Source organism: Ignavibacteria bacterium (assembly GCA_016873775.1).
Taxonomy (GTDB): Bacteria; Bacteroidota; Ignavibacteria; order UBA10030; family F1-140-MAGs086; genus JAGXRH01.
In genome coordinates, this window is sequence record VGWC01000042.1 from 1 (window position 1) to 19707 (window position 19707).

General features: G+C 40.2%; 12 protein-coding genes and 1 pseudogene. 9 read left to right on the plus strand and 4 right to left on the minus strand.

The window, feature by feature from the left end; genetic code table 11:
• From FJ218_07105 to FJ218_07115, 3 genes are all read right to left on the minus strand, one after another.
• The coding region (locus FJ218_07105) for a right-handed parallel beta-helix repeat-containing protein (protein MBM4166666.1) at positions 1 to 1582 on the minus strand (1582 nt) is incomplete at its 3' end.
• 164 nt (positions 1583 to 1746) lie between these two features.
• Positions 1747 to 2892: a molybdopterin-synthase adenylyltransferase MoeB gene (gene moeB / locus FJ218_07110; GenBank protein ID MBM4166667.1), complete on the minus strand. Its 1146-nt coding sequence runs from the start codon at positions 2890 to 2892 to the stop codon at positions 1747 to 1749.
• A gap of 2 nt (positions 2893 to 2894) precedes the next feature.
• A complete protein-coding gene (locus FJ218_07115) occupies positions 2895 to 3533 on the minus strand; it encodes a radical SAM protein (GenBank protein MBM4166668.1) in 639 nt (212 codons plus the stop codon).
• Between the two features lie 156 nt (positions 3534 to 3689).
• Between FJ218_07115 and FJ218_07120 the strand changes: the two genes are divergently transcribed.
• The 8 genes from FJ218_07120 (at position 3690) to FJ218_07155 (ending at position 17960) form a co-directional block, all read left to right on the plus strand.
• Entirely contained in the window at positions 3690 to 7556 is a 3867-nt protein-coding gene (locus FJ218_07120; GenBank protein ID MBM4166669.1) for a T9SS type A sorting domain-containing protein, read from the plus strand.
• A 170-nt stretch (positions 7557 to 7726) separates the two neighbouring features.
• Positions 7727 to 10204 (plus strand): signal peptide peptidase SppA, encoded by a 2478-nt coding sequence (gene sppA, locus FJ218_07125; GenBank protein ID MBM4166670.1) that lies wholly within the window; start codon positions 7727 to 7729, stop codon positions 10202 to 10204.
• Positions 10205 to 10416: 212 nt separating this feature from the next.
• A complete protein-coding gene (locus FJ218_07130; GenBank protein ID MBM4166671.1) occupies positions 10417 to 11781 on the plus strand; it encodes an insulinase family protein in 1365 nt (454 codons plus the stop codon).
• Positions 11778 to 13262 (plus strand): insulinase family protein, encoded by a 1485-nt coding sequence (locus tag FJ218_07135; GenBank protein MBM4166672.1) that lies wholly within the window; start codon positions 11778 to 11780, stop codon positions 13260 to 13262. The genes FJ218_07130 and FJ218_07135 overlap by 4 nt, the downstream gene beginning before the upstream one ends.
• Before the next feature lie 104 nt (positions 13263 to 13366).
• Positions 13367 to 14740, plus strand: coding sequence for a dipeptidase (locus tag FJ218_07140; GenBank protein MBM4166673.1), 1374 nt, complete (start codon positions 13367 to 13369; stop codon positions 14738 to 14740).
• A gap of 82 nt (positions 14741 to 14822) precedes the next feature.
• A complete protein-coding gene (locus tag FJ218_07145; protein ID MBM4166674.1) occupies positions 14823 to 15377 on the plus strand; it encodes a cob(I)yrinic acid a,c-diamide adenosyltransferase in 555 nt (184 codons plus the stop codon).
• 9 nt (positions 15378 to 15386) lie between these two features.
• A complete protein-coding gene (locus tag FJ218_07150; GenBank protein ID MBM4166675.1) occupies positions 15387 to 16439 on the plus strand; it encodes a hypothetical protein in 1053 nt (350 codons plus the stop codon).
• Positions 16440 to 16499: 60 nt separating this feature from the next.
• Positions 16500 to 17960 carry a hypothetical protein gene (locus FJ218_07155; protein ID MBM4166676.1) on the plus strand — a complete coding sequence of 487 codons (1461 nt, stop codon included), beginning with the start codon at positions 16500 to 16502 and terminating at the stop codon, positions 17958 to 17960.
• Positions 17961 to 18298: 338 nt separating this feature from the next.
• Here the strand turns inward: FJ218_07155 and FJ218_07160 are convergent.
• Positions 18299 to 18499 (minus strand): annotated as a pseudogene (locus FJ218_07160) (transposase).
• Between the two features lie 373 nt (positions 18500 to 18872).
• Between FJ218_07160 and FJ218_07165 the strand changes: the two are divergent.
• On the plus strand, positions 18873 to 19707 hold an 835-nt coding region (locus FJ218_07165; GenBank protein ID MBM4166677.1), incomplete at its 3' end, for a hypothetical protein.

Consider the following 19707-nt stretch of genomic DNA (forward strand, 5'->3'; position numbering starts at 1 on the left):
CGAACGCGCTAGCAAATCCTTCAATGCTATTGCTATCTGCTTCCAATACTCCCTCCATTTGTGTGAAGATGCCAATATCGCCGGTAAAAGTATTCTGTTGCGTTGGAGAACGTCGTTCACGAGTTTTTTCTGTAACAGCGCGAACGGTGTTCATACTCATTGATGCATGTCTGCAAATCACATCGGGGAAATATAATCCGTTGTTTCCGCTTTCGATATTATTGGAATTAATGTTGACTGTTCCGCTGCCGACATCTTCGCTTGTGTAGATAATATCAACAAAAATTCCATTTGCAACATTCCGTATAAAATTTTGCTCAATCGCTACGGAAGGAACTTCTTCGAGCGACCCGCCGTAAATACCAACATCCGCTCCATATTGATTGGTGATGGAATTATGAGAAATATCTACTTCGCTTTCATACACACTCAATGCGCTAATTCCTGCTTCGCCAATAAGAAAAGTAATCGTGTTATTACGTATGGCAAAGAGAGAACTCGCGGCAGAGTTTTTTTGTGTACGTTTTTGCAAGTGTTTTTTTCTGCTTTTGAAATGTTGTAGGCGTTCATTACGCGTTGGTAATTTTTTTGAAAAAGAATTCGCAATATTCGTTTTCAATTGTTCCAATCGCTGTTTGCCGTTCGATGATTTTTTATGAAACATATTTTTTGAAACAAACGAAGAGCCGTCAATTTCTTCCATCGCGATTCCGGAAACTTGATAATTGGAAATCGTATTGCTGTCAATAACGCAGAAGGGACTGTACACGCTTCCGACAATTCCCGCATCTGCCGCATCATTCCCTATGAGTGTATTTCCAATGATACGAACTCGTCCAAATCCCATTTCCAAAAATATTCCCGCTCCTTCGTTGTGATTGATTTCACTATGAAGAAGAGTAAACGCCGGCCATCCACGTACAGAAATTCCCGACTTTACATTATAAATTTTGCATGCACGAAAGATAAGCGCAGAATTATCTTCGGTTATTTCGGCTTCTATTCCGGTTATCGCAGTTCCTCCGTTGAGAGAAATGGTATCGAGTCGAACAACAGAAACTCCCTCAGAAACACAGAGCGCAGAATTCCAGAGAGCGTTTTGCGTTTCAAGATGAAGGTTCAATAAAATTATTTGCCGAATATTTTCAAAAAATATTCCGATAGTATCTGCTGGTGTTGATTGATTAATAGTTATTGTTGGAATAAACACACCTGCAGGTTTTAAAATTACGGAAGTCGGCGCAGTTTCCGAAGGAGAAAGAAATAGCGGCGGTTCGTTGTATTGTGAGTCGAGAAGCGAAAGAACGAGTACGTTTGAGAATGCGCCGGCATTGACGCTATCAAACGCTTGTCGGATTGTCGCAAAATCTCCATTCACACCAACAGTTTTCAAAACGTTGACGGAAGATGCATCGAGAGAGAATTTTCGTTGCAAATTTACAGTTTTGAAATTGAAAAAAAACATAGCAGTAAACGTAGGACAAACACATACAAAAAAATCGGTGTTTGTCCTACGAGTTTGCAGGAACAAGTGAAATATATTTTTTCGATAAAACAATGGAGTTCGAAAAAGCAGTAGCATTTATGCAAAAATTCGCTAACGAGAACAAAAACAAGTTTTCTCTTTAGTATTTTCCCGCAGAGTGGTTTTGTTTATGGTAACTTAGGTCCTCCTTCCGCCTATTTTACCGAAGCAGATAATGGCAGCACGACACCGCACTCTGCGTTTTTTTTATTTTTAAAAATTCAATAGCGTTTCATATTCGTATCAATTTTTCTTGCCCATTCATCTATCCCCCCGACAAGATTTTTTACATTGGCAAATCCTTTGTGATTGAGAAATTGCATTGCAAAAGAACTCCGATTTCCGTGATGACAATAAACGACAATTTCTTTTGACGAATCAAGTTCGTGAATACGATTCGGTAATTCTTTGAGTGGAATCAAATATCCGCTTAAATTCACAATATCAAACTCGTATTGTTCGCGAACATCGAGCAAAAAAACATCGTCGATTTTTTTTTGAAGTTCGTTCACCGTTATTTCGGTCTTGTTCATAGTTGGTATTTCAGAAAATTGTTGTGTTGTTTTCTTTGAGCAAAATTCTTCATAATCAATGAGTGACGTAATAGAAGGATTTTTTCCGCAAACGGAACAATGAAAATTTTTTTTCAGCAACAGTTCGCGAAACTCCATTTTCATCGCATCAAAAAACAAAACTTTTCCAGCGAGCGATGAACCAATATTGAGCAGAAGTTTAAGAACTTCCGTTGCCTGTATAGAACCAATGATTCCCGGAAGCGCGCCAAACACACCTCCTACTGCACACGACGGAACTAAATGCGGCGGCGGCGGAACCGGATGCAGACAGCGATAGCACGGCGACTGATTCGTGTTGAATACGGAAACTTCTCCCTCAAAACGAAATATACTTCCATATACCAGAGGTTTTTCCAATAGTACACATGCGTCGTTCACCAAATAGCGCGTGGGAAAATTATCGCTTCCGTCCGCGACAATATCATAATTCCTGAAAATGCCCAACGCGTTTTCCGACGTAAGTTTTGTATGATAACATTGTACATTGATGTCGGGATTTATTGCCGTGAGAGTTTCTTTTGCGGAAAATACTTTTTCTTTTCCAACATTGGAAGTTGAGTGAAGTATTTGCCGTTGCAAATTGGAAAAATCAACAACATCAAAATCCACAATGCCGATTGTTCCGATTCCTGCGGCGCATAAATACATTGCAAGCGGAGAGCCAAGCCCCCCTGCTCCGACAATAAGCACGCGAGATGATTTCAATTTCATTTGTCCTTCTGTTCCCACCTTCGGCAGAATAAAATGTCGGGCGTAGCGAAGGAATTCCTGTTCGGAAAAATTTGTATTCATTGTTATACTCCGCGGGTCGTTGGTTTCCAAATAAATTTGTGCAGTTGAAGTTGAAGCCGCACGTTCAATTTGTCTTCAAGAATCCATTCCACAAGTTGTTGCGGAGAAAGTTCGTTGAAAACGGGAGAAAGCAACACCGTAAGTTTTTCCGAAAGACCATACGAGGCAATAAGAGATTTTGCCCAATTGTAATCTTCACGTGTACCAATGACAAATTTAATTTCGTCGTTCACCGTTGCAAGTTCGAGATTGTTATATTCGTTATGTTTCATCATTCCCGACGAAGGAGTTTTCATATCAATAATCTTCTTGACTCTCGAATCAATTCTATCAACAAGAATATGTCCGCCGGTTTCTAACAATACTTCATAATTCAAATCACACAAGCGTTTCATCAATTCGTGTACATCGTTTTGCAGCAATGGTTCGCCGCCGGTAATTTCAACCAACATACAATGATACGATTGTACTTCCTCAATGATTTCTTCAATCGTTTTTACTGTTCCTTCGAAAAAAGCGTATTCGGTATCACAGTACGTGCATCGTAAATCGCAATCCGTCAATCGCACAAACACGCACGGCAATCCGCTTTTCGATGATTCTCCCTGAATGGAAAAAAATATTTCGTTGACTTTGAGCATAGGGGAAATTTTTGCAGGTAAAAAGTACGCAGTCAGAGTGTTAATTTCAAATTGAAGGTTTCTCAAAATGATATTGCAAGCGCCAAAAAAATTTTGTATATAAAACTGTAATTTTTTCTCTACAATATCAAAACACACAATTTGAAAGTTATTTTTATGCGTCAAGATTTACAACTTTCGCGACATTCTTTTTCGCTATCAGTATTTACTCCATTATTTTTTTTCACCATGAGTTTGTTTTTCATCGCTCCGCAAACTCTTTTTTCTCAATCAACCTCGTGGATTGGAGGAACAAACACGCAATGGAGCAACGCCGCAAACTGGACCAATGGCGTTCCGACTGCTTCCGTTGATGCAGTAATCGGTGATGGAAACTTTAACGGACCCAATCAACCTTCGCTCGTTGGCGCTTCGGTTTGCAAATCGTTAGCGATTGGAAACAGCCAAGCCACAACGGCTTCTACAATACTCACAACAGGAAATAATGCGCTTACCGTCAGCGGAAATATTACGATTGGCTCCTTGGGAACAATTACACACTCTGCCAGTTCTGCATCAAATCCAATTTCTTTAACGGGAAACTGGAGCAACACGGGAACGTACACGTCAACACAAACCAATGCAACGATTGTTTTTAACGGTTCCTCCCAAACGATTTCGGGAACAACAACGTTCAACAAAGTTACCGTGAATTCCGGAACAACAGTCATTGTGAATAACAATACAACAGTGAACAGAACGCTTACCGTGAACGGGGTTCTTGATGTGAACACAAGCAGTATTCGTATCAGCGGAGCAGGAACAGCATCGTTGCAAGTTGCTGGCACTGTTTATGTGCGTGGGAGCGCATTTGACAGTACGTATTTTTCTTTTCTCACTACTTCAACAAATCAGGGAAGTATCGTTGATTATGCCGCTAACGGAAATCAGTCCATCAAAAATACGCTTTCGTATTCTACGCTTCGTATCAGCGGGAGCGGAACAAAAACGCTTGTTGGCGATTTGCCCGATTTAAATTCGTCAACCTCAGGCGATGGAAATATTACCGTGAACGCAGGAACACTCGATTTGGGAATCTATATTGCAGACAGAGGAAGTTCTGTTGTTGGAGGCACGGTTAGCGTTGCAAGCGGAGCAATATTTCGAATTGGAGGAAGTAATTCTTTACCAGCCAATTTCAACACATATTCGTTCAGCAATACGGGAGCTGTTGAATATTACGGCGAGAGTCAAACTATTTCCGCGGTTACGTACGGGACTTTGCACATCATCGGGAGTGGAAATCCAACATTCGAGAACGATTTTTCTGTGAACGGACTAACTAACTTTTCTTCCGGAAATATTAACGATGGTGGTTTTACTCTCACAGCAAAAGGACAAATCATCAACAATGTTACTCTTTCCGGAACGGGAAAAATTTTAATCAGCGGCGGTTCTTCTTCTCATTCGATTTCTGGAACAGGTACGTTTAAAAATGTTGAACTCAACGATGCGAATGGTGCCTCTCTCGGCGATAATATGAAAATTAGCGGAACGCTAACATTTACCAATGGAATAATAACAACGACTTCCGCACCAAAAGTTATTCTTACATCTTCCGGCTCAATTTCTCGAACAAATGGACACGTGAACGGAAATTTGCAGAAAACATTTTCAACCGGAAACGCTTCTTCTTCGTTTGAAATTGGCGACGCGAGCAACTATGCTCCAGTAACCGTTTCCTTCACGAACGTTACCAGCGGCGGCGAACTCGTTGCAAGCACAACACAAGGCGACCATCAATTTATCGGAAGCGCAAACATTCGTTCCGAGCGAAGCGTCAATCGCTTTTGGACACTCACGAATCAAAATATTGTGTTCGATACGTACAATGCCGTGTTTAATTTTGTTGCCGGCGACAAAGATCCCGGAGTCAATCCCGATAGTTTTATTGTAAAAAAATATGACGGTGTTGTTTGGTCTAATCTTACCGTAGGAACAAAAACGGTAACATCAACACAGGTTATTGGTGCTACTTCTTTCAGCGATTTCCAAATTGGGCATACGGCGGATAATCCTGTGCCAACAACAACTTCTATCAATCCAACAAGCAAATATGCAAATGAATCCGGATTTACGATTTCCGTAACAGGAACAAATTTTATTCCCGCATCCGTAGTTCGTTTCAACAGTTCCGACAAAACAACAACGTATTTAGGACCAACACAACTCTCGGCAGAAATTCTCTCTTCCGATATTGATACCGCTGGAACATTTACGGTTACTGTTTTCAATCCTGCTCCCGCGGGTGGAGAATCGAACGCACAAACGTTTACCGTCATTGCGCTTTCATCTATGGCGGGAACATTATTTCTCGACACTGATGGCGATAGCATAAAAGACGTTGGAGAAAGCGGTTTGCAAAACTGGAAAATAAAAATTACCGGCGCAAAAATTGATTCGATGAATACGGATGCAAACGGTTATTACTCTTTCATCAATCTGCAACCAGGCGGCTATCTCGTAAGTTTGGAACAGCAAAACGGATATGTGCAAACGTTGCCAAGCAATCAAAGCGGATATAATTTAACTCTTGCCGCGGGACAATATGTTACGGGCGTTGATTTCGGAAATTTCCAATACGGAAGTATCAGCGGAATGAAGTTCAACGATGTAAACGGCAACGGCACAAAGGATTCGAATGATGTTGGAATTTCCGGATGGAAAATAAAAATCAGCGGCGCAAAAACCGATTCAACAACGACGGATGGAAGCGGGAATTATTCGTTCACAAATTTGAAAGCAGGAAATTATACGGTGAGCGAATCGCAGCAAGCAGGATGGACGCAGACGCTTCCTGCAAATAATGGTTCGTATCTTGTAACGGTAACTTCGGGAACGACTTCATCGAATTTGAATTTTGGGAATTATCCCGGCTCTGCAAAGTACAGAACATTCAAGGCGACCGTTGATATGTACACGAAAGCAACAAAGGTAAAGTATAAAAAAGGAGTACTCAGCGTACGACCAAACACCCAAACTGCGGTAGAAAATGTTTTCAAGAAAATTGGAAAACTCGGGACAACATTTCTTGGAGTTGCGCAACCGACAAAAGATTCTGCGAAAAAGTATGCGTGGATTTATTACAAGAAAGCGGGCGATTTGGGAAAACTGTATTCAAGCGCGCATAATGCAACAACGTATCCGATTGACTATCTCCGCATTTCCGGAAAGTCGGATAAAAAACTGACGAAAGCGTTGAAACCCGATAGAAAAACCTACGATAATCCTGCGTGGGAACAAGGAGTGTTGTTTCGCTTGAATATCATCGCAAGCGACACGAATGTTATCGTTGATACGAATAATCCAGGAAAGCGATTCGGTGATTTAGTGCTAGATACAATGTTCACATTATTCGGTAGAAATTTGCAAAACGTGCCGTTGCGCAACATTGCAAATTATTTTGATACCGTGATGACGTACTGGCAATCGTTCAATATTTTAACAAGCACCGAATACACACAAATCGGAACATTTACGACTTCTATCTTGAAACAATTGAACGAACGATTTGCTTCGGCAACATTCGACAGCACGAACTACAAAATAGATTCTGTTGGAGTTGTTGTGAGCAAAAATCCGTATGCGGTAAAAATGATGGGATATAAAACAGCATCCGAAGTTGGCTTGGTGAAAGAATTACCCTCTGTGAAAAGTAACGAACTTTTTGTTGCAACAAGAGGATACACGGAAACGCCGTCAGAAATTTCTTTGGAACAAAATTATCCCAATCCGTTTAATCCTACGACCACGATTCGATTTGAAATTCCCGTAGGGGCAATTCATGAATTGCCCTTACAAACAACGTTGAAAATCTACAACGTTCTCGGTCAAGAAGTTGCAACGCTTTTGAATAATGAAGAAATAGAAGAAGGAATGCACGAAGTTCAGTTCGATGCGAGTGGATTGTCAAGCGGAATCTATTTTTATAAACTCACTGCCGATAATTTTTCGGAAACGAAAAAGTTTGTGCTGTTGAAATAAGACGCAACAGGAAAGCATGCAAGGTTAAACTACCGTTGAATTTTTTTTCACTGCAAATGGGAATAAAACCTTTATTCTAAGAAAATCTCTACTCAATGCGCTAAGAAACATAAAAATCGTCGTACTTCTTCTTCACTTTTTTCAAGCATAATTCTTAAAACAATAATACAATGAAGCAACGCAAAATAATTTTTTCACTTTTTATATTCCAATCACTATTATTTTCTCAAACACACTACGAGCGCGCGTTCAATTCCTCCATCAATGATTGGCAATTTTCCGCCGGAGTTGACGGTGCAATCGGAAGTGTTTCAAATCCTGCAACGCTTGGTATTGAACACGGCACAGATTTGTGGTACACAAATTTTCTCCGTGAAGGAAATTTTCTCGAGCATAATTTTTTTGTGCAAGCGCCGTTTCTCTTTACGAACTTCGGAGCAAGTTATCGCAAAGCGTACGATACCAACGTAAAAAATTCAGCGGATTTGTATGGATTCGGTTTTGGTGTTGGTTCTTCATCATTCTCGTTCGGATATACTGCGGATTTTTTTGTTCATAAAAGCGAAGAAGCAACGTTATCGAATATCGGTTTTCTTGTGCGTCCATCAAGAATGTTTTCGCTTTCGTACGTCGTAAAAAATTTCAACGTTCCTTCCATTTCTGCGTTCACGTTTGCGCGACAGCAAATCCTAGGCGTTGGCATTCGTCCAACAAATACCGATGTTGTTTCGCTATTCTTCGATGCGAAAAGCACTTCGGGAAATTTTTCGAAAGCCCATCTTCACGCAGGAATGGATGTAAAAATTTTCCCGGGAATTCACATCCTTGCAAGTTATCACGATGATAAAAATTCTTCGTTTGCCGCTCTTCCCGCGAAATTGTATTCCGTTGGTTTGCGAATAGATTTTTCTCAGGCATCCATTTTCGCTTCAACAACAACGGGAAAAAATTATATTCCGGGAACATCGCTTGCATTGCATTTTTCAAATGATATTCAGCAAACTATTTTTCCACAAAGCGCATTGCTTGCGGAAATAACTATTGAAGGAGAGTACGATGATTTCGACGAACCCGGAAATATTTTTTCCGAAGGGAAACAAGGTTTGCAAACAGTGATTGCAGAACTTGACAAAGCCGCAAACGATAAATCCATCGGTGGCGTGTTGCTGAACATTCGTCCGTTCACCACGTCGTATGCAATTTTCGGAATGAACGGAGGCGTGCAGGAATTGAAGAATGCAATTGAGCGCGTGAAGGCAAACGGAAAACCGGTCGTTGTGTTTCTTTCAAGTTTCGCTTCCTTGCAGGAATTATATCTTGCAAGCGCGGCAGATAACATTGTAATGCCCCAATATGGTTTTCTTCTTGGCTATGGAATTTCGTACAGTTCATTGAAATACAAATATATGCTGAAAAAATTCGGCGTTGATATGCGTACGTACACTGCGGGAAAATTCAAATCCGCATTGAACAGTATGAGCGATACGCTTTCCCCGTGGAAAGTAGAAGAACTCAATACGATTGCCGATGATTTGTACGCAGAAATGATTCGGCAAATGAAAGAAGGAAGAAAAAATCACGTGGATGAAAAAGCAATAGACACACTTTCCGGCATCATGTATCCGCAGCAAGCGAAATCTGCAAAAATTATTGATGAAATCGGATGGTACGAAGATGCGAAAAAATTATTGTACAATATGGTTTCATCGCCGTATCAGATGTGGGAAAACGGCGAAGTTGCGGAAATCAATGCAGACGATATTGAAACAGTTTCGATGAGCGAGAGAAAACATTGGAATGCATCGTGGAATGAAATGCCAACGATTGCTGTCATTGGTGTGTACGGTGGAATTACGCAGGGAGAAAGTCTATCACCGGGAGGAATTCCGTTGCCGTTTCTTTCGCGCGAGCGTTCATCGGGTTCGAAAACAGTATCGGAGCAATTGGAAAATGCGATGGAAGATGACAACGTAAAAGCGATAATTCTCCGCGTAGATTCTCCCGGCGGCGATGGTATTGCTTCCGATGACATTTATCGAACTATACAAAAAGTTCGGGAGAAAAAACTTGTAGTTGTTTCGATGGGAAGTTTGGCAGCGAGCGGCGGATATTATGTTTCCTGCACGGGCGCAAAAATATTTGCAAATCCGGCAACATTAACTGCGAGCATAGGAGTGATTTCTCAAATTCCGTACTACTACGAACTTTTTGACACACTCGATATTTGGGAGAAAAATTTTTCGCGCGGAACATATTCAAACGTATTGAATCTGTACGAGTCACCCAATCCCGAAGGAGAAAAATTATTGGTAAATGCGCTGAATGTTTTTTATGAAGGATTTTTGCAACGTATTATGGAAGGGAGAAAACTCAAAGAAGCCGATGTTCGCGAACATGCGCAAGGACGAATTTGGACGGGTGTAAAAGCAAAAGAGAAAAATCTGATTGATGAATTTGGCGGATTGTATGATGCGGTTCAATATGTTAAAAAAGAAACAGAACTTGGAGACGAATGCTCGGTAAAATTTTATCGTGTTCCCAGCGGCGGATTGAACCCGTTTTCGTTTGTCGGTGCAATGTTTTCAGACAAAGAAAAAAATGCGCTATGGAATTTATTTGAGAAACGAAAAATAACGGTGGAGTTTTGAGTAAACTTCTTAATATTTTTCTCCTAAATTATTTTGCTTTTGAGGTGCCGTAACACCGATAAGCGATATTAAACTGAACACCCCTAAAACCGCGCGTATCGGCTCCCAAGGATTATATATTAGCTTCCGCGACAGAATAAATATTCGAGCGGTACTACATTTGTAATTCCTCTCGTTTCGACGTATCTTTTTGCCCAAAATTTTTTCACTATATGGAGTTTGAAATGCTTCGACTGTTCATCTTACTACTTGCGGCACCGTTGTTTTTTGCCTTTGTAACCACGACGTACGCCGCAGATAATTCAAAAATTTTTCCTTTTCCCGTCAACAAAATTGTTCTCGACAATGGTTTGACGATTATTTCCATTCCGTACGAAAGCCCTGGAATTGTTGCATATTATACCGTTGTACGTACGGGTTCGCGCAATGAAGTGGAAGAGGGAAAATCCGGCTTTGCACATTTTTTTGAACATATGATGTTTCGCGGAACAGAGAAATATTCCACGCAAGCGTATAACGATATTGTCAAAAAAATCGGCAGCGACGCAAACGCATTTACCACGGATGATTGGACGTGTTATCATCTCGTTGCAAGTTCCGGCGCTCTCGAAACAATGTTCGATATTGAAAGCGACCGATTCAAGAATTTACAATATACCGTTGATGATTTTAAGACAGAAGCAGGCGCTATTCTTGGAGAATACAATAAAAACTATTCGAACCCGATAATGACGATGTTCGAGAAATTACAAGATGCAGCGTACACAAGACACACATACAAACACACAACGATGGGATTTCTAAAAGATATTCAGGATATGCCGAATCAATATGAATACAGTCTGCAATTTTTCGACAGATATTATCGTCCGGGAAATTGCATTGTTGTCATCGTCGGCGATTTCGAGCAGAAAAAGGTTGAATCGCTCGCGAAAAAATATTATAGCGATTGGAAACGAGGAAACTCCAACGTAGAAATTCCGCAAGAGCCACCGCAAACCGAAGAAAAAATTATCTCATTGCCGTGGAAATCGCGCACGTTGCCTATGCTGATGCTCGGGTATCACGGTCCCGCATTCAGCGATAAAGAAATTGATATGCCAACGCTCGATGTGCTTTCGCAATTATATTTTTCGGAAAGTTCGCCGCTGTTTCAAAAACTTGTTGTCGAAGAGCAATTGGTGGAATTTGTTGACGGAAGCGCACAAGACCAGCGAGACCCAGGAATGTTCACGATTCTCACACGCATCAAAGACAAAACAAACATTGATAAAGTCCGCGACGAAATTTACAAAACACTCGAAGAAGCAAAATCAACGCCTGTTTCTCTTGAGCGTTTGCAAAACGTTAAATTGCACTTGAAATACAGTTTTGCAATGCGAATGAACACGGCGGACGCCATTGCTCTCACGTTGGGAAATTATTTACAACTCACCGGGGATGTGGAAAGTGTGAACCGCGTGTATCAACTGTATGAAAACGTTTCCGCAGAAGATATCATGCGCATCGCCAAAAAATATTTTACCAAAGAAAACAGAACTGTACTCACGTTGACGCAAGAGGAGGAACAAAAATGAAACACCTAATTCTTTTTTTAGCAATCCTTGTTATGACAACGACAGCAATTTCCAACACAATAAAAACAGTCGAAATGCCGAGCAAATCTCCCCTCATTGCTTTTCGCATTCAATTTCGTATCGGTTCCATTAACGACATAAATGGAAAAGAAGGCATCAATGCGCTTACATCATTTCTTCTTGCACAAGGAGGAACGCAAGAGCTTACGTTTAAGCAAGTCATTGAAAAAATGTATCCGTGGGCTGCCGCAATTGATGTTCAACCGGATAAAGAAGTAACGACATTTATCGGAAATGTGCATCGCGACCATTTGGAAAATTTCTACAAAATATTTTCCGATTTGCTGTTGCATCCGCGATTCGATTCGGAAGATTTCCATCGTGTAAAAGACGATGCAATCAATTATTTAACGAACAATCTTCGCAGCATCAACGATGAAGAACTCGGGAAGCAAGCGCTGCAATCAATGTTGTATGACGAACATCCGTACGGGACCACCGTGAACGGAACCGTACAGGGCATTACGGCAATATTGCTCGAAGATGTGAAATTATATTATCAATCAATGTTCACGCAGTCGCAACTCACGATAGGAATTGCAGGAGATTATCCAATAGGATTTGTGGAAAAAGTGAAAAATGATTTTTCACAACTTCCGAAAGGTGCCGTAACCGTTGTTCCGCTTCCCAAACCCAAAGCGATTCGCGATATCGAAGTAACAATCGTTGAAAAACCTGCGCGCGCCACGGCAATTTCTTTCGGTTTCCCGATTGAAGTAACGCGAGCGGAAAACGATTTCTATGCGTTGATGGTCGTGAATTCCTATTTCGGCGAACATCGCACATTCAACGGTGTCTTGATGAACAAAATTCGCGGCGACCGAGGAATAAATTACGGTGATTATTCGTACATCGAAAATTTTATTCAGGAAGGCGGAAGCAGATTTTTCATTCCGAACATTCCGCGACGACAGCAATTTTTCAGCGTGTGGATTCGACCGACAAAACCGGAAGATGCGCATTTTAGTTTGCGCGAAGCAATGCGTGAACTGAAAATTCTCTGCGAAAAAGGTTTGACGAAAGAACAGTTTGAAACGTCGCGAGATTTTGTTATCAACTATTCAAAACTTTGGGTGCAAACGCAAAACCGCAGACTTGGTTTTGAAATGGATTCAAAGTTTTACGGCACGGATTTTTTCATTGATAAAATTGAAAAAGAACTGAAGAAATTATCCGTCGCAGATGTGAACAAAGCCATAAAAAAATACTTGCAGTATCAAAATGTAAAAGTTGCCATTGTTGCGCAAAATGCAAATGAATTAAAGGAAAAAATATTAAATAACGCCGTGTCGCCGATTCAGTACGCAACAAAAGTCCCCGATGCCATTTTAGAAGAAGATAAAGATATTGTTCAATACCTGTTGAACATCAACAACGATGCGTTCAAAATCGTATCGGCAAACGAATTATTCGAAAAGTAATTTCTCTTTTTTTACATACGTCGCACCGATGTAAATGTTCATTACGTTTTGCGGTGTTGCAGATAAATTTTTTTTACAATTTCTAAATTCTATTTAGCATTTTTATGAAAAGCGTTTTGCAATTTATAGAAACAAACAAACAGCGTTATCTCAACGAACTTAAAGAACTTATCAGCATTCCGAGTGTGAGTTCGCAACCGCAACGCAGCAACGAAATGAAACGTTGCGCTGATTGGATTTCCAATCATTTGAAATCTATCGGAATGAATAACATCAAGATTATGCCAACAGCAGGACATCCTGTGGTGTATGCCGATTGGTTAAACGCTCCGGGAAAACCGACAATTCTTTTATACGGACATTACGACGTTCAACCTGAAGACCCGGTGAACTTATGGAAAACGCCGCCGTTTGAAATGACAGAACGCGACGGAAATTTATATGCGCGCGGAACTGCCGACGATAAAGGACAAATCTTCATTCATATGAAAGCACTCGAAGCAGTGTTAACAAATGAAGGTAACCTTCCGTGCAACATCAAAATAATTTTTGAAGGCGAAGAAGAAATCGGCAGCGAACATCTCGAACCATTCGTAAAAGAACATAAAGATATGTTGAAAGCAGATATCGTGTTGATTTCCGATTCGTCAATGTTTAAAAAAGGTGTGCCTTCGATTTGCTACAGTTTACGCGGACTTTCATATATGCAAGTAGAAGTAACAGGACCCAAAGGCGATTTGCACAGCGGTTCATTCGGTGGTTCTGTGCATAATCCGATTCAGGCATTGTGCGAAATGATAGCATCGTTGCACGATAAAAACGGACGCATTACGATTCCCGGATTTTACAATGACGTTCGCAAACTTTCGAAAGAAGAACGCGCGTCGTTTGCAAAACTTCCGTTCAAAGAAAAAGAATATGCGAAAGAACTTGGCGTTAAAGAACTCTACGGCGAAAAAGGATTTACATCGCTCGAACGAGTTTGGGCGCGACCGACGTTGGAATGTAATGGCATTTGGGGAGGATATACAGGCGAAGGAGCGAAAACGGTACTGCCGGCAAAAGCATTTGCAAAAATTTCTATGCGACTCGTTGCAGACCAAAACTCGCAAAAGATGGCAAAACTTTTTGAAAAACATTTCCGAAAAATCGCACCGAAAACTGTAACTGTTGGCGTAAAATTTCTGCACGGCGGAGAAGCGGCGATTACTCCGATTGATTCCCCGGCAGTTCAAGCGGCAGTAACTGCACTCGAAAAAGGATTCGGAAAAAAACCGTTGTATCAACGCGAAGGCGGTTCTATTCCGATTGTTGTGCAGTTCAAACAAATTCTCGGACTTGATACTGTGTTGCTCGGATTCGGTTTGCCCGATGAAAATGCACACGCTCCCAATGAGTTCATCAATCTCGATAACTTCTTCGGCGGAATCAGAACATCGGCGCATTATTATTATGAGTTCGCAAATTCTATAAAATAATTTCTTCCTACGAATGACGAATTACCAATGACTAATGACAGTTATTTGTAATTAGTAGATTCTTGATTCATTAAAACGCAACGTGAAAATCTATACAAAAACCGGCGACAAAGGCGAAACATCGCTGTACGGAGGGAAAAGAATTTCCAAATCGTCGCTTCGTCTTGAAGTGTACGGAACAATTGATGAACTGAATTCCATCATCGGAATTTGCCGTTCGATGTGGCCCCCCGAAGAACTGGAAGAAATGTTGGAAGAAATGCAAGAAGTACTGTTTGTGCTCGGCGCTGATTTAGCAACACCGTTTGATGCAACGGCGAAAGTGCATCGCATTTCGAATGAAGATGTTGAGATGCTCGAAAAGTATATTGATTCCATAGAACCACAACTTGAACCATTGCGCAGTTTCATTCTTCCCGGCGGAAGCGGACTTGCATCGCATCTGCACTTTGCGCGAACTGTATGCAGAAGAGCGGAACGAATTACTGTTATGCTTGCGGAACGAGAAAAAATAGGCGATACCGTCGTCGTATTTCTCAATCGGCTTTCCGATTTTATTTTTGTCCTCGCGCGATGGGCAAATCATTTAGAAGGACGAGAGGAAATTAAATGGCTTCCTCAAATGCGAACTTCGTGAACCGACACTGTGAAAGAACAAGAATTGGAACAACTCAAAGCGTATCTTCTCGCATTACAGCAAGGAACACTTTCACCTTCCGAACAATCGGCGCTTGTGCATTTTTCCGTTTCGTTGTTTCTCGCGCATCTCCATAGTCATCGGGTTTCTTATGCGCATTTGTGCGAAAAAGCAGGAATTTCAGAACAAGAACTGGCGTACGATTGTATTGCAGATTTTTTTGCAAGGAATTCCCGAAATGAATTTATCCGCATCAATCATTGTCTTGCCAATCTTCCTGCGCAAGTGGAACATACTTCGGCAAAAGAAATTTTTCTTCACTACAAATCTTTTTTACTGCGATGTGCTGATATTCATCTTGCGCGTTTATATGCGTTGTACGATAATGCCGGCGCACATATAAAAAAGAACATCACGGAAACGATAAAAAGAACAAACCATTTTACTGCTGTTCGGGAATATTCAGGAATGATTCTTCATCCTTCCGGCGCAGACCCGTTACGTCATCTCGAAGTTTTCCCGGTTGAACAATTACAACAACAATTTTTAATTTCTCTTGATGGCAAACGAACAACTGAACATCTTTTGCAAAAACTTTTTACGATACTGACACAACAAAATATGTATTCGCGTGCGCTTCCTTTGAATACAGTCGTTCAGATAATGAAGAAAGGATTTCCTGCAGAAGTAGAAATGTTGCCCGAGAAAAGCGAAGATGAAAACGGTGGAAACGTTTTTCCTGCTGTCTCCGATTATACAACAGAATTTGAATTGGAAGCCGCTCTCCGGAAAACACTGAATTTGTTGAAAGAAAAAATTTTTACGAAATATCTTTTAACAGGCAAATTAACCAAAAACGAAGCGGAAGGACTTTTTTGTGCATTGCGCGATTGGCTCGAAGATGCAAAATCATCGCAGGAAGTACTCCCAATGAAAGAATATTGTACCACATACATTCCGATGAATGACGAAACGTATTATGCACGCATTGCAAAGAAAATGGATTATTTACAAAAACTGATGAGAAGAGAATTGCAATCATATTTTGATGAAGAAGTATAATTTTTTTCTGAAAAACAATTTTCTGACGAAATAATATATAGTACACACTGAACACAACGAATGGCGCATTTAACCGACATACAACTCGAAACGTACTTCCTTGCGCGCGGGGAATTTTCTCCCAAAGAAATTCTCTCGCTCGAAAATCACGTGAGCGAGTGTTATTCCTGCAAAAAAAATTTTGAACAACTCAGCAATTTTTATGCAGAACTTGACGAACAACTGCAACTCGCACCAACAAAAGATGAGGAGCAATTAGCAAGAGAACTTTTCTCCAAACAAATACCGCAACAGCGTTTATTGGAAGTGCCAAAAGATAAAATAGAAGTATTCCGGGGATATGCAGAAGTTGTTGTTCCTAAGAAAACATTTCTTGTACGACTGAAAGAATTTGCATTTGAGCACCCGATACAGTTTGGAGGAAGCGCATCATTTGCATTTGGATTGCTTGCGGTGTTATTTTATGTTGTAAAACCGATGCCCAAGGATATAAATCCTGATTACGCAAAAGTCGAAAACAATGTCCTAACGGTCTATAATAAAAAACGGGATACGCTTTGGCAGAAAACTATATTTGGGTTGCAGGATGGCAACAGTATGGAATCATTTACTTTTTATAATGAGCGGCTCATTGCCACGGGAGATATTGATAATGACGGACGAAATGAAGTGCTTGTGAGAGGAACTGTTGATAATACTGACTTGTGTCAGGATACCGTTTCCTGTTTTAATAGTCAGGGATTTTTGCGGTGGACAGCAGGGATGGGAAAAACTGTTGCATTCGGCGACAAATCTTTTACGGCGTTCGCACGATGGAGAATTGACCAAATTCTTCTTCTGTATAATGAAGAATTACAACGAAACCAGATATTTGTAGCAACAAACAGTGAACTTTATTTTCCTGGGAAACTTCTCGAAATCAGTTCTCTGGATGGGAAGGAACTTCAGTGTTTCTGGAATTCCGGAAGCGTGAGTTTTATTTTTCCCATTACCGAAAGTGCGAGCGGCAAACAACGGTTGCTTATTACAGGGATAAATAATTCTTATGCGTCAGTGTATGTGTCTGTCCTTGAACCGACTCATTTTTACGGTGCTGCTCCTGCAACGAAAGCATATTATCCTGCCGAAATTCCCGAAGGCAATGCATTATTTTATATTCTCCTGCCTCCGACAAAACTCAATGCGCTTACTTCTTTTAATCCCTATAATACTCCGGAGAAAATATTTTATGGAAAGAAAGGTCATTTTATTTTATATCTTCACGAAGGGAATGAGAAACTTGGACCATTTGGATTTTTATACACGCTGAATGATAAAATGCAATTGGTGGATATTGCGCCGGGAGACCAAACATTAGCTACATTTAAACGATTAACGGAAGAAAAAAGAATACATTTTGCACTCGATACACATTTCTGGAATGAAGTTAAAAATTCACTACGCTATTGGGATGGTGAGAAATTTATCAGTGAACCCACGATGAATAAAAAATATCTTGAACGCATCAAACAACCGCTGTAAATAATTTCTTATAAAATCATAACATTTTGCGATTGTAATCGCAGAATGTTATGCTTTTTTGCGATTTGCACCCAAAAGCCCGCCCTGAAAAAGCGGGCTTTTTATTTTTATAAAAAAAAGATGAAAAATTAGAAAATATTTTTCTGATAGAACGTTTTTCGATGAAATAATATATATAGCGACAGAAAAAATAGAAAAGAAATTTTTGTTTTGAAATTCACTATTACTCAAAATTATTTTAATCACACATTTTTAACCACAATTATACCGAAAGATATTTTTATGAAAAACAATAATTTATTTTCTCGCATAATAGTATTGAACACCCGTTGTGTGAATTAGGTAAGGGCATATTTAATGTGATTGATGGGTTTCTCGTTGAAAAACTTGTTAAAATATTGCGCCATCGTCAACGCAGTAAGTTTGGAGAGTATACGCGTTTTGAAACCCAGAAACGATTTAGCATAATTTCTTCGGATTAAGAATTGGTCGCAGAGTTGTGAGAATAATGTTTCGATACGTTTGCGCGCCCGTTTGAAGCCCGCAGGTTCCGGCGCTGATAGCGACAACAACGAGCCGCCGCATGCTACAACTCCTACGACCCCGCCGCAGGGGATGGGGAATGGGTAAGGGGAAGCGAAAAAAAAATTAAAGTATTTTCTGCAACAGACCTTAATTGTAAGGAATATAACATATAAACAAGTATTTTCTAATTCATTCAATATCAATTCACAATTCATTCGTAGAAAAATTATGAAAAACGTAATTCTATTCATTATATCATTTTTTTTATTACTTGCTATAACTTCTTTTTCCCAGGGTGAAAAAAACGGTGGTAATAAGAACCCTAAAATAGAACTAATAAAACACTTTGTACCTGACATTTTCAAAGGTTTTCCAGAAGCCAAAATAGTGCCGGAAATTAAAGAAACAAAAGCACCCAAAGAAGGAATCAAACAAGGTATTCAAAGCACTTATAACGGTATTCCTGAAGTCAAAATAATGCCGGAAATTAAAGAAACAAAAGCACCCAAGGAAGGAATCAAACAAGGTATTCAAAGCACTTATAACGGTATTCCTGAAGTCAAAATAATGCCGGAAATTAAAGAAACAAAAGCACCCAAAGAAGGAATCAAACAAAGCGTACAAGATTCTTCCAACATTATAATTACTAAAAAAAACATTTCAAATTCCAATAAAACTACGTACGCGGTTTATGGTATCATTAACAGTTTAGTGTATGGCACTGATGCAGACAACGATGGATACTATGAAACATACACATTTAACATTGGAATTGATGCAGATGCTTCGCCTGGTCCAGCAACGGTGTACGGGAAAATGATTTGCAACACAACAGGACAAACGTGGTGGTCTCAAAGTTCATGGACAGTTACCGGCACAACAACAGATTATAAATATTTTCCATTTTCTCAAAGTGATTTTTCGGGATACGTAACGGGCAATACAAATTTAGATTTCACTGTGGAGATATGGAACTCAACGAAAACAACATTGTTAGCGTCCGACGCAACAGTAACAGGGGAACCTGTGAAAGCGGATTACATTGTGAACAATACGTACGCGGTTTATGGTATCATTAACAGTTTAGTGTATGGAACTGATGCAGACAACGATGGATACTATGAAACATACACATTTAACATTGGAATTGATGCAGATGCTTCGCCTGGTCCAGCAACGGTGTACGGGAAAATGATTTGCAACACAACAGGACAAACGTGGT

What these genes read in the sequence shown, in the direction of transcription:
- FJ218_07130 (MBM4166671.1), top strand. Translation starts at nt 10,417, where the DNA reads ATGGAGTTTGAAATGCTTCGACTGTTCATCTTACTACTTGCGGCACCG.
- FJ218_07120 (MBM4166669.1), top strand. Translation starts at nt 3,690, where the DNA reads ATGCGTCAAGATTTACAACTTTCGCGACATTCTTTTTCGCTATCAGTA.
- moeB (MBM4166667.1), bottom strand. Translation starts at nt 2,892, where the DNA reads ATGAATACAAATTTTTCCGAACAGGAATTCCTTCGCTACGCCCGACAT.
- FJ218_07115 (MBM4166668.1), bottom strand. Translation starts at nt 3,533, where the DNA reads ATGCTCAAAGTCAACGAAATATTTTTTTCCATTCAGGGAGAATCATCG.
- sppA (MBM4166670.1), top strand. Translation starts at nt 7,727, where the DNA reads ATGAAGCAACGCAAAATAATTTTTTCACTTTTTATATTCCAATCACTA.
- FJ218_07140 (MBM4166673.1), top strand. Translation starts at nt 13,367, where the DNA reads ATGAAAAGCGTTTTGCAATTTATAGAAACAAACAAACAGCGTTATCTC.
- FJ218_07155 (MBM4166676.1), top strand. Translation starts at nt 16,500, where the DNA reads ATGGCGCATTTAACCGACATACAACTCGAAACGTACTTCCTTGCGCGC.
- FJ218_07135 (MBM4166672.1), top strand. Translation starts at nt 11,778, where the DNA reads ATGAAACACCTAATTCTTTTTTTAGCAATCCTTGTTATGACAACGACA.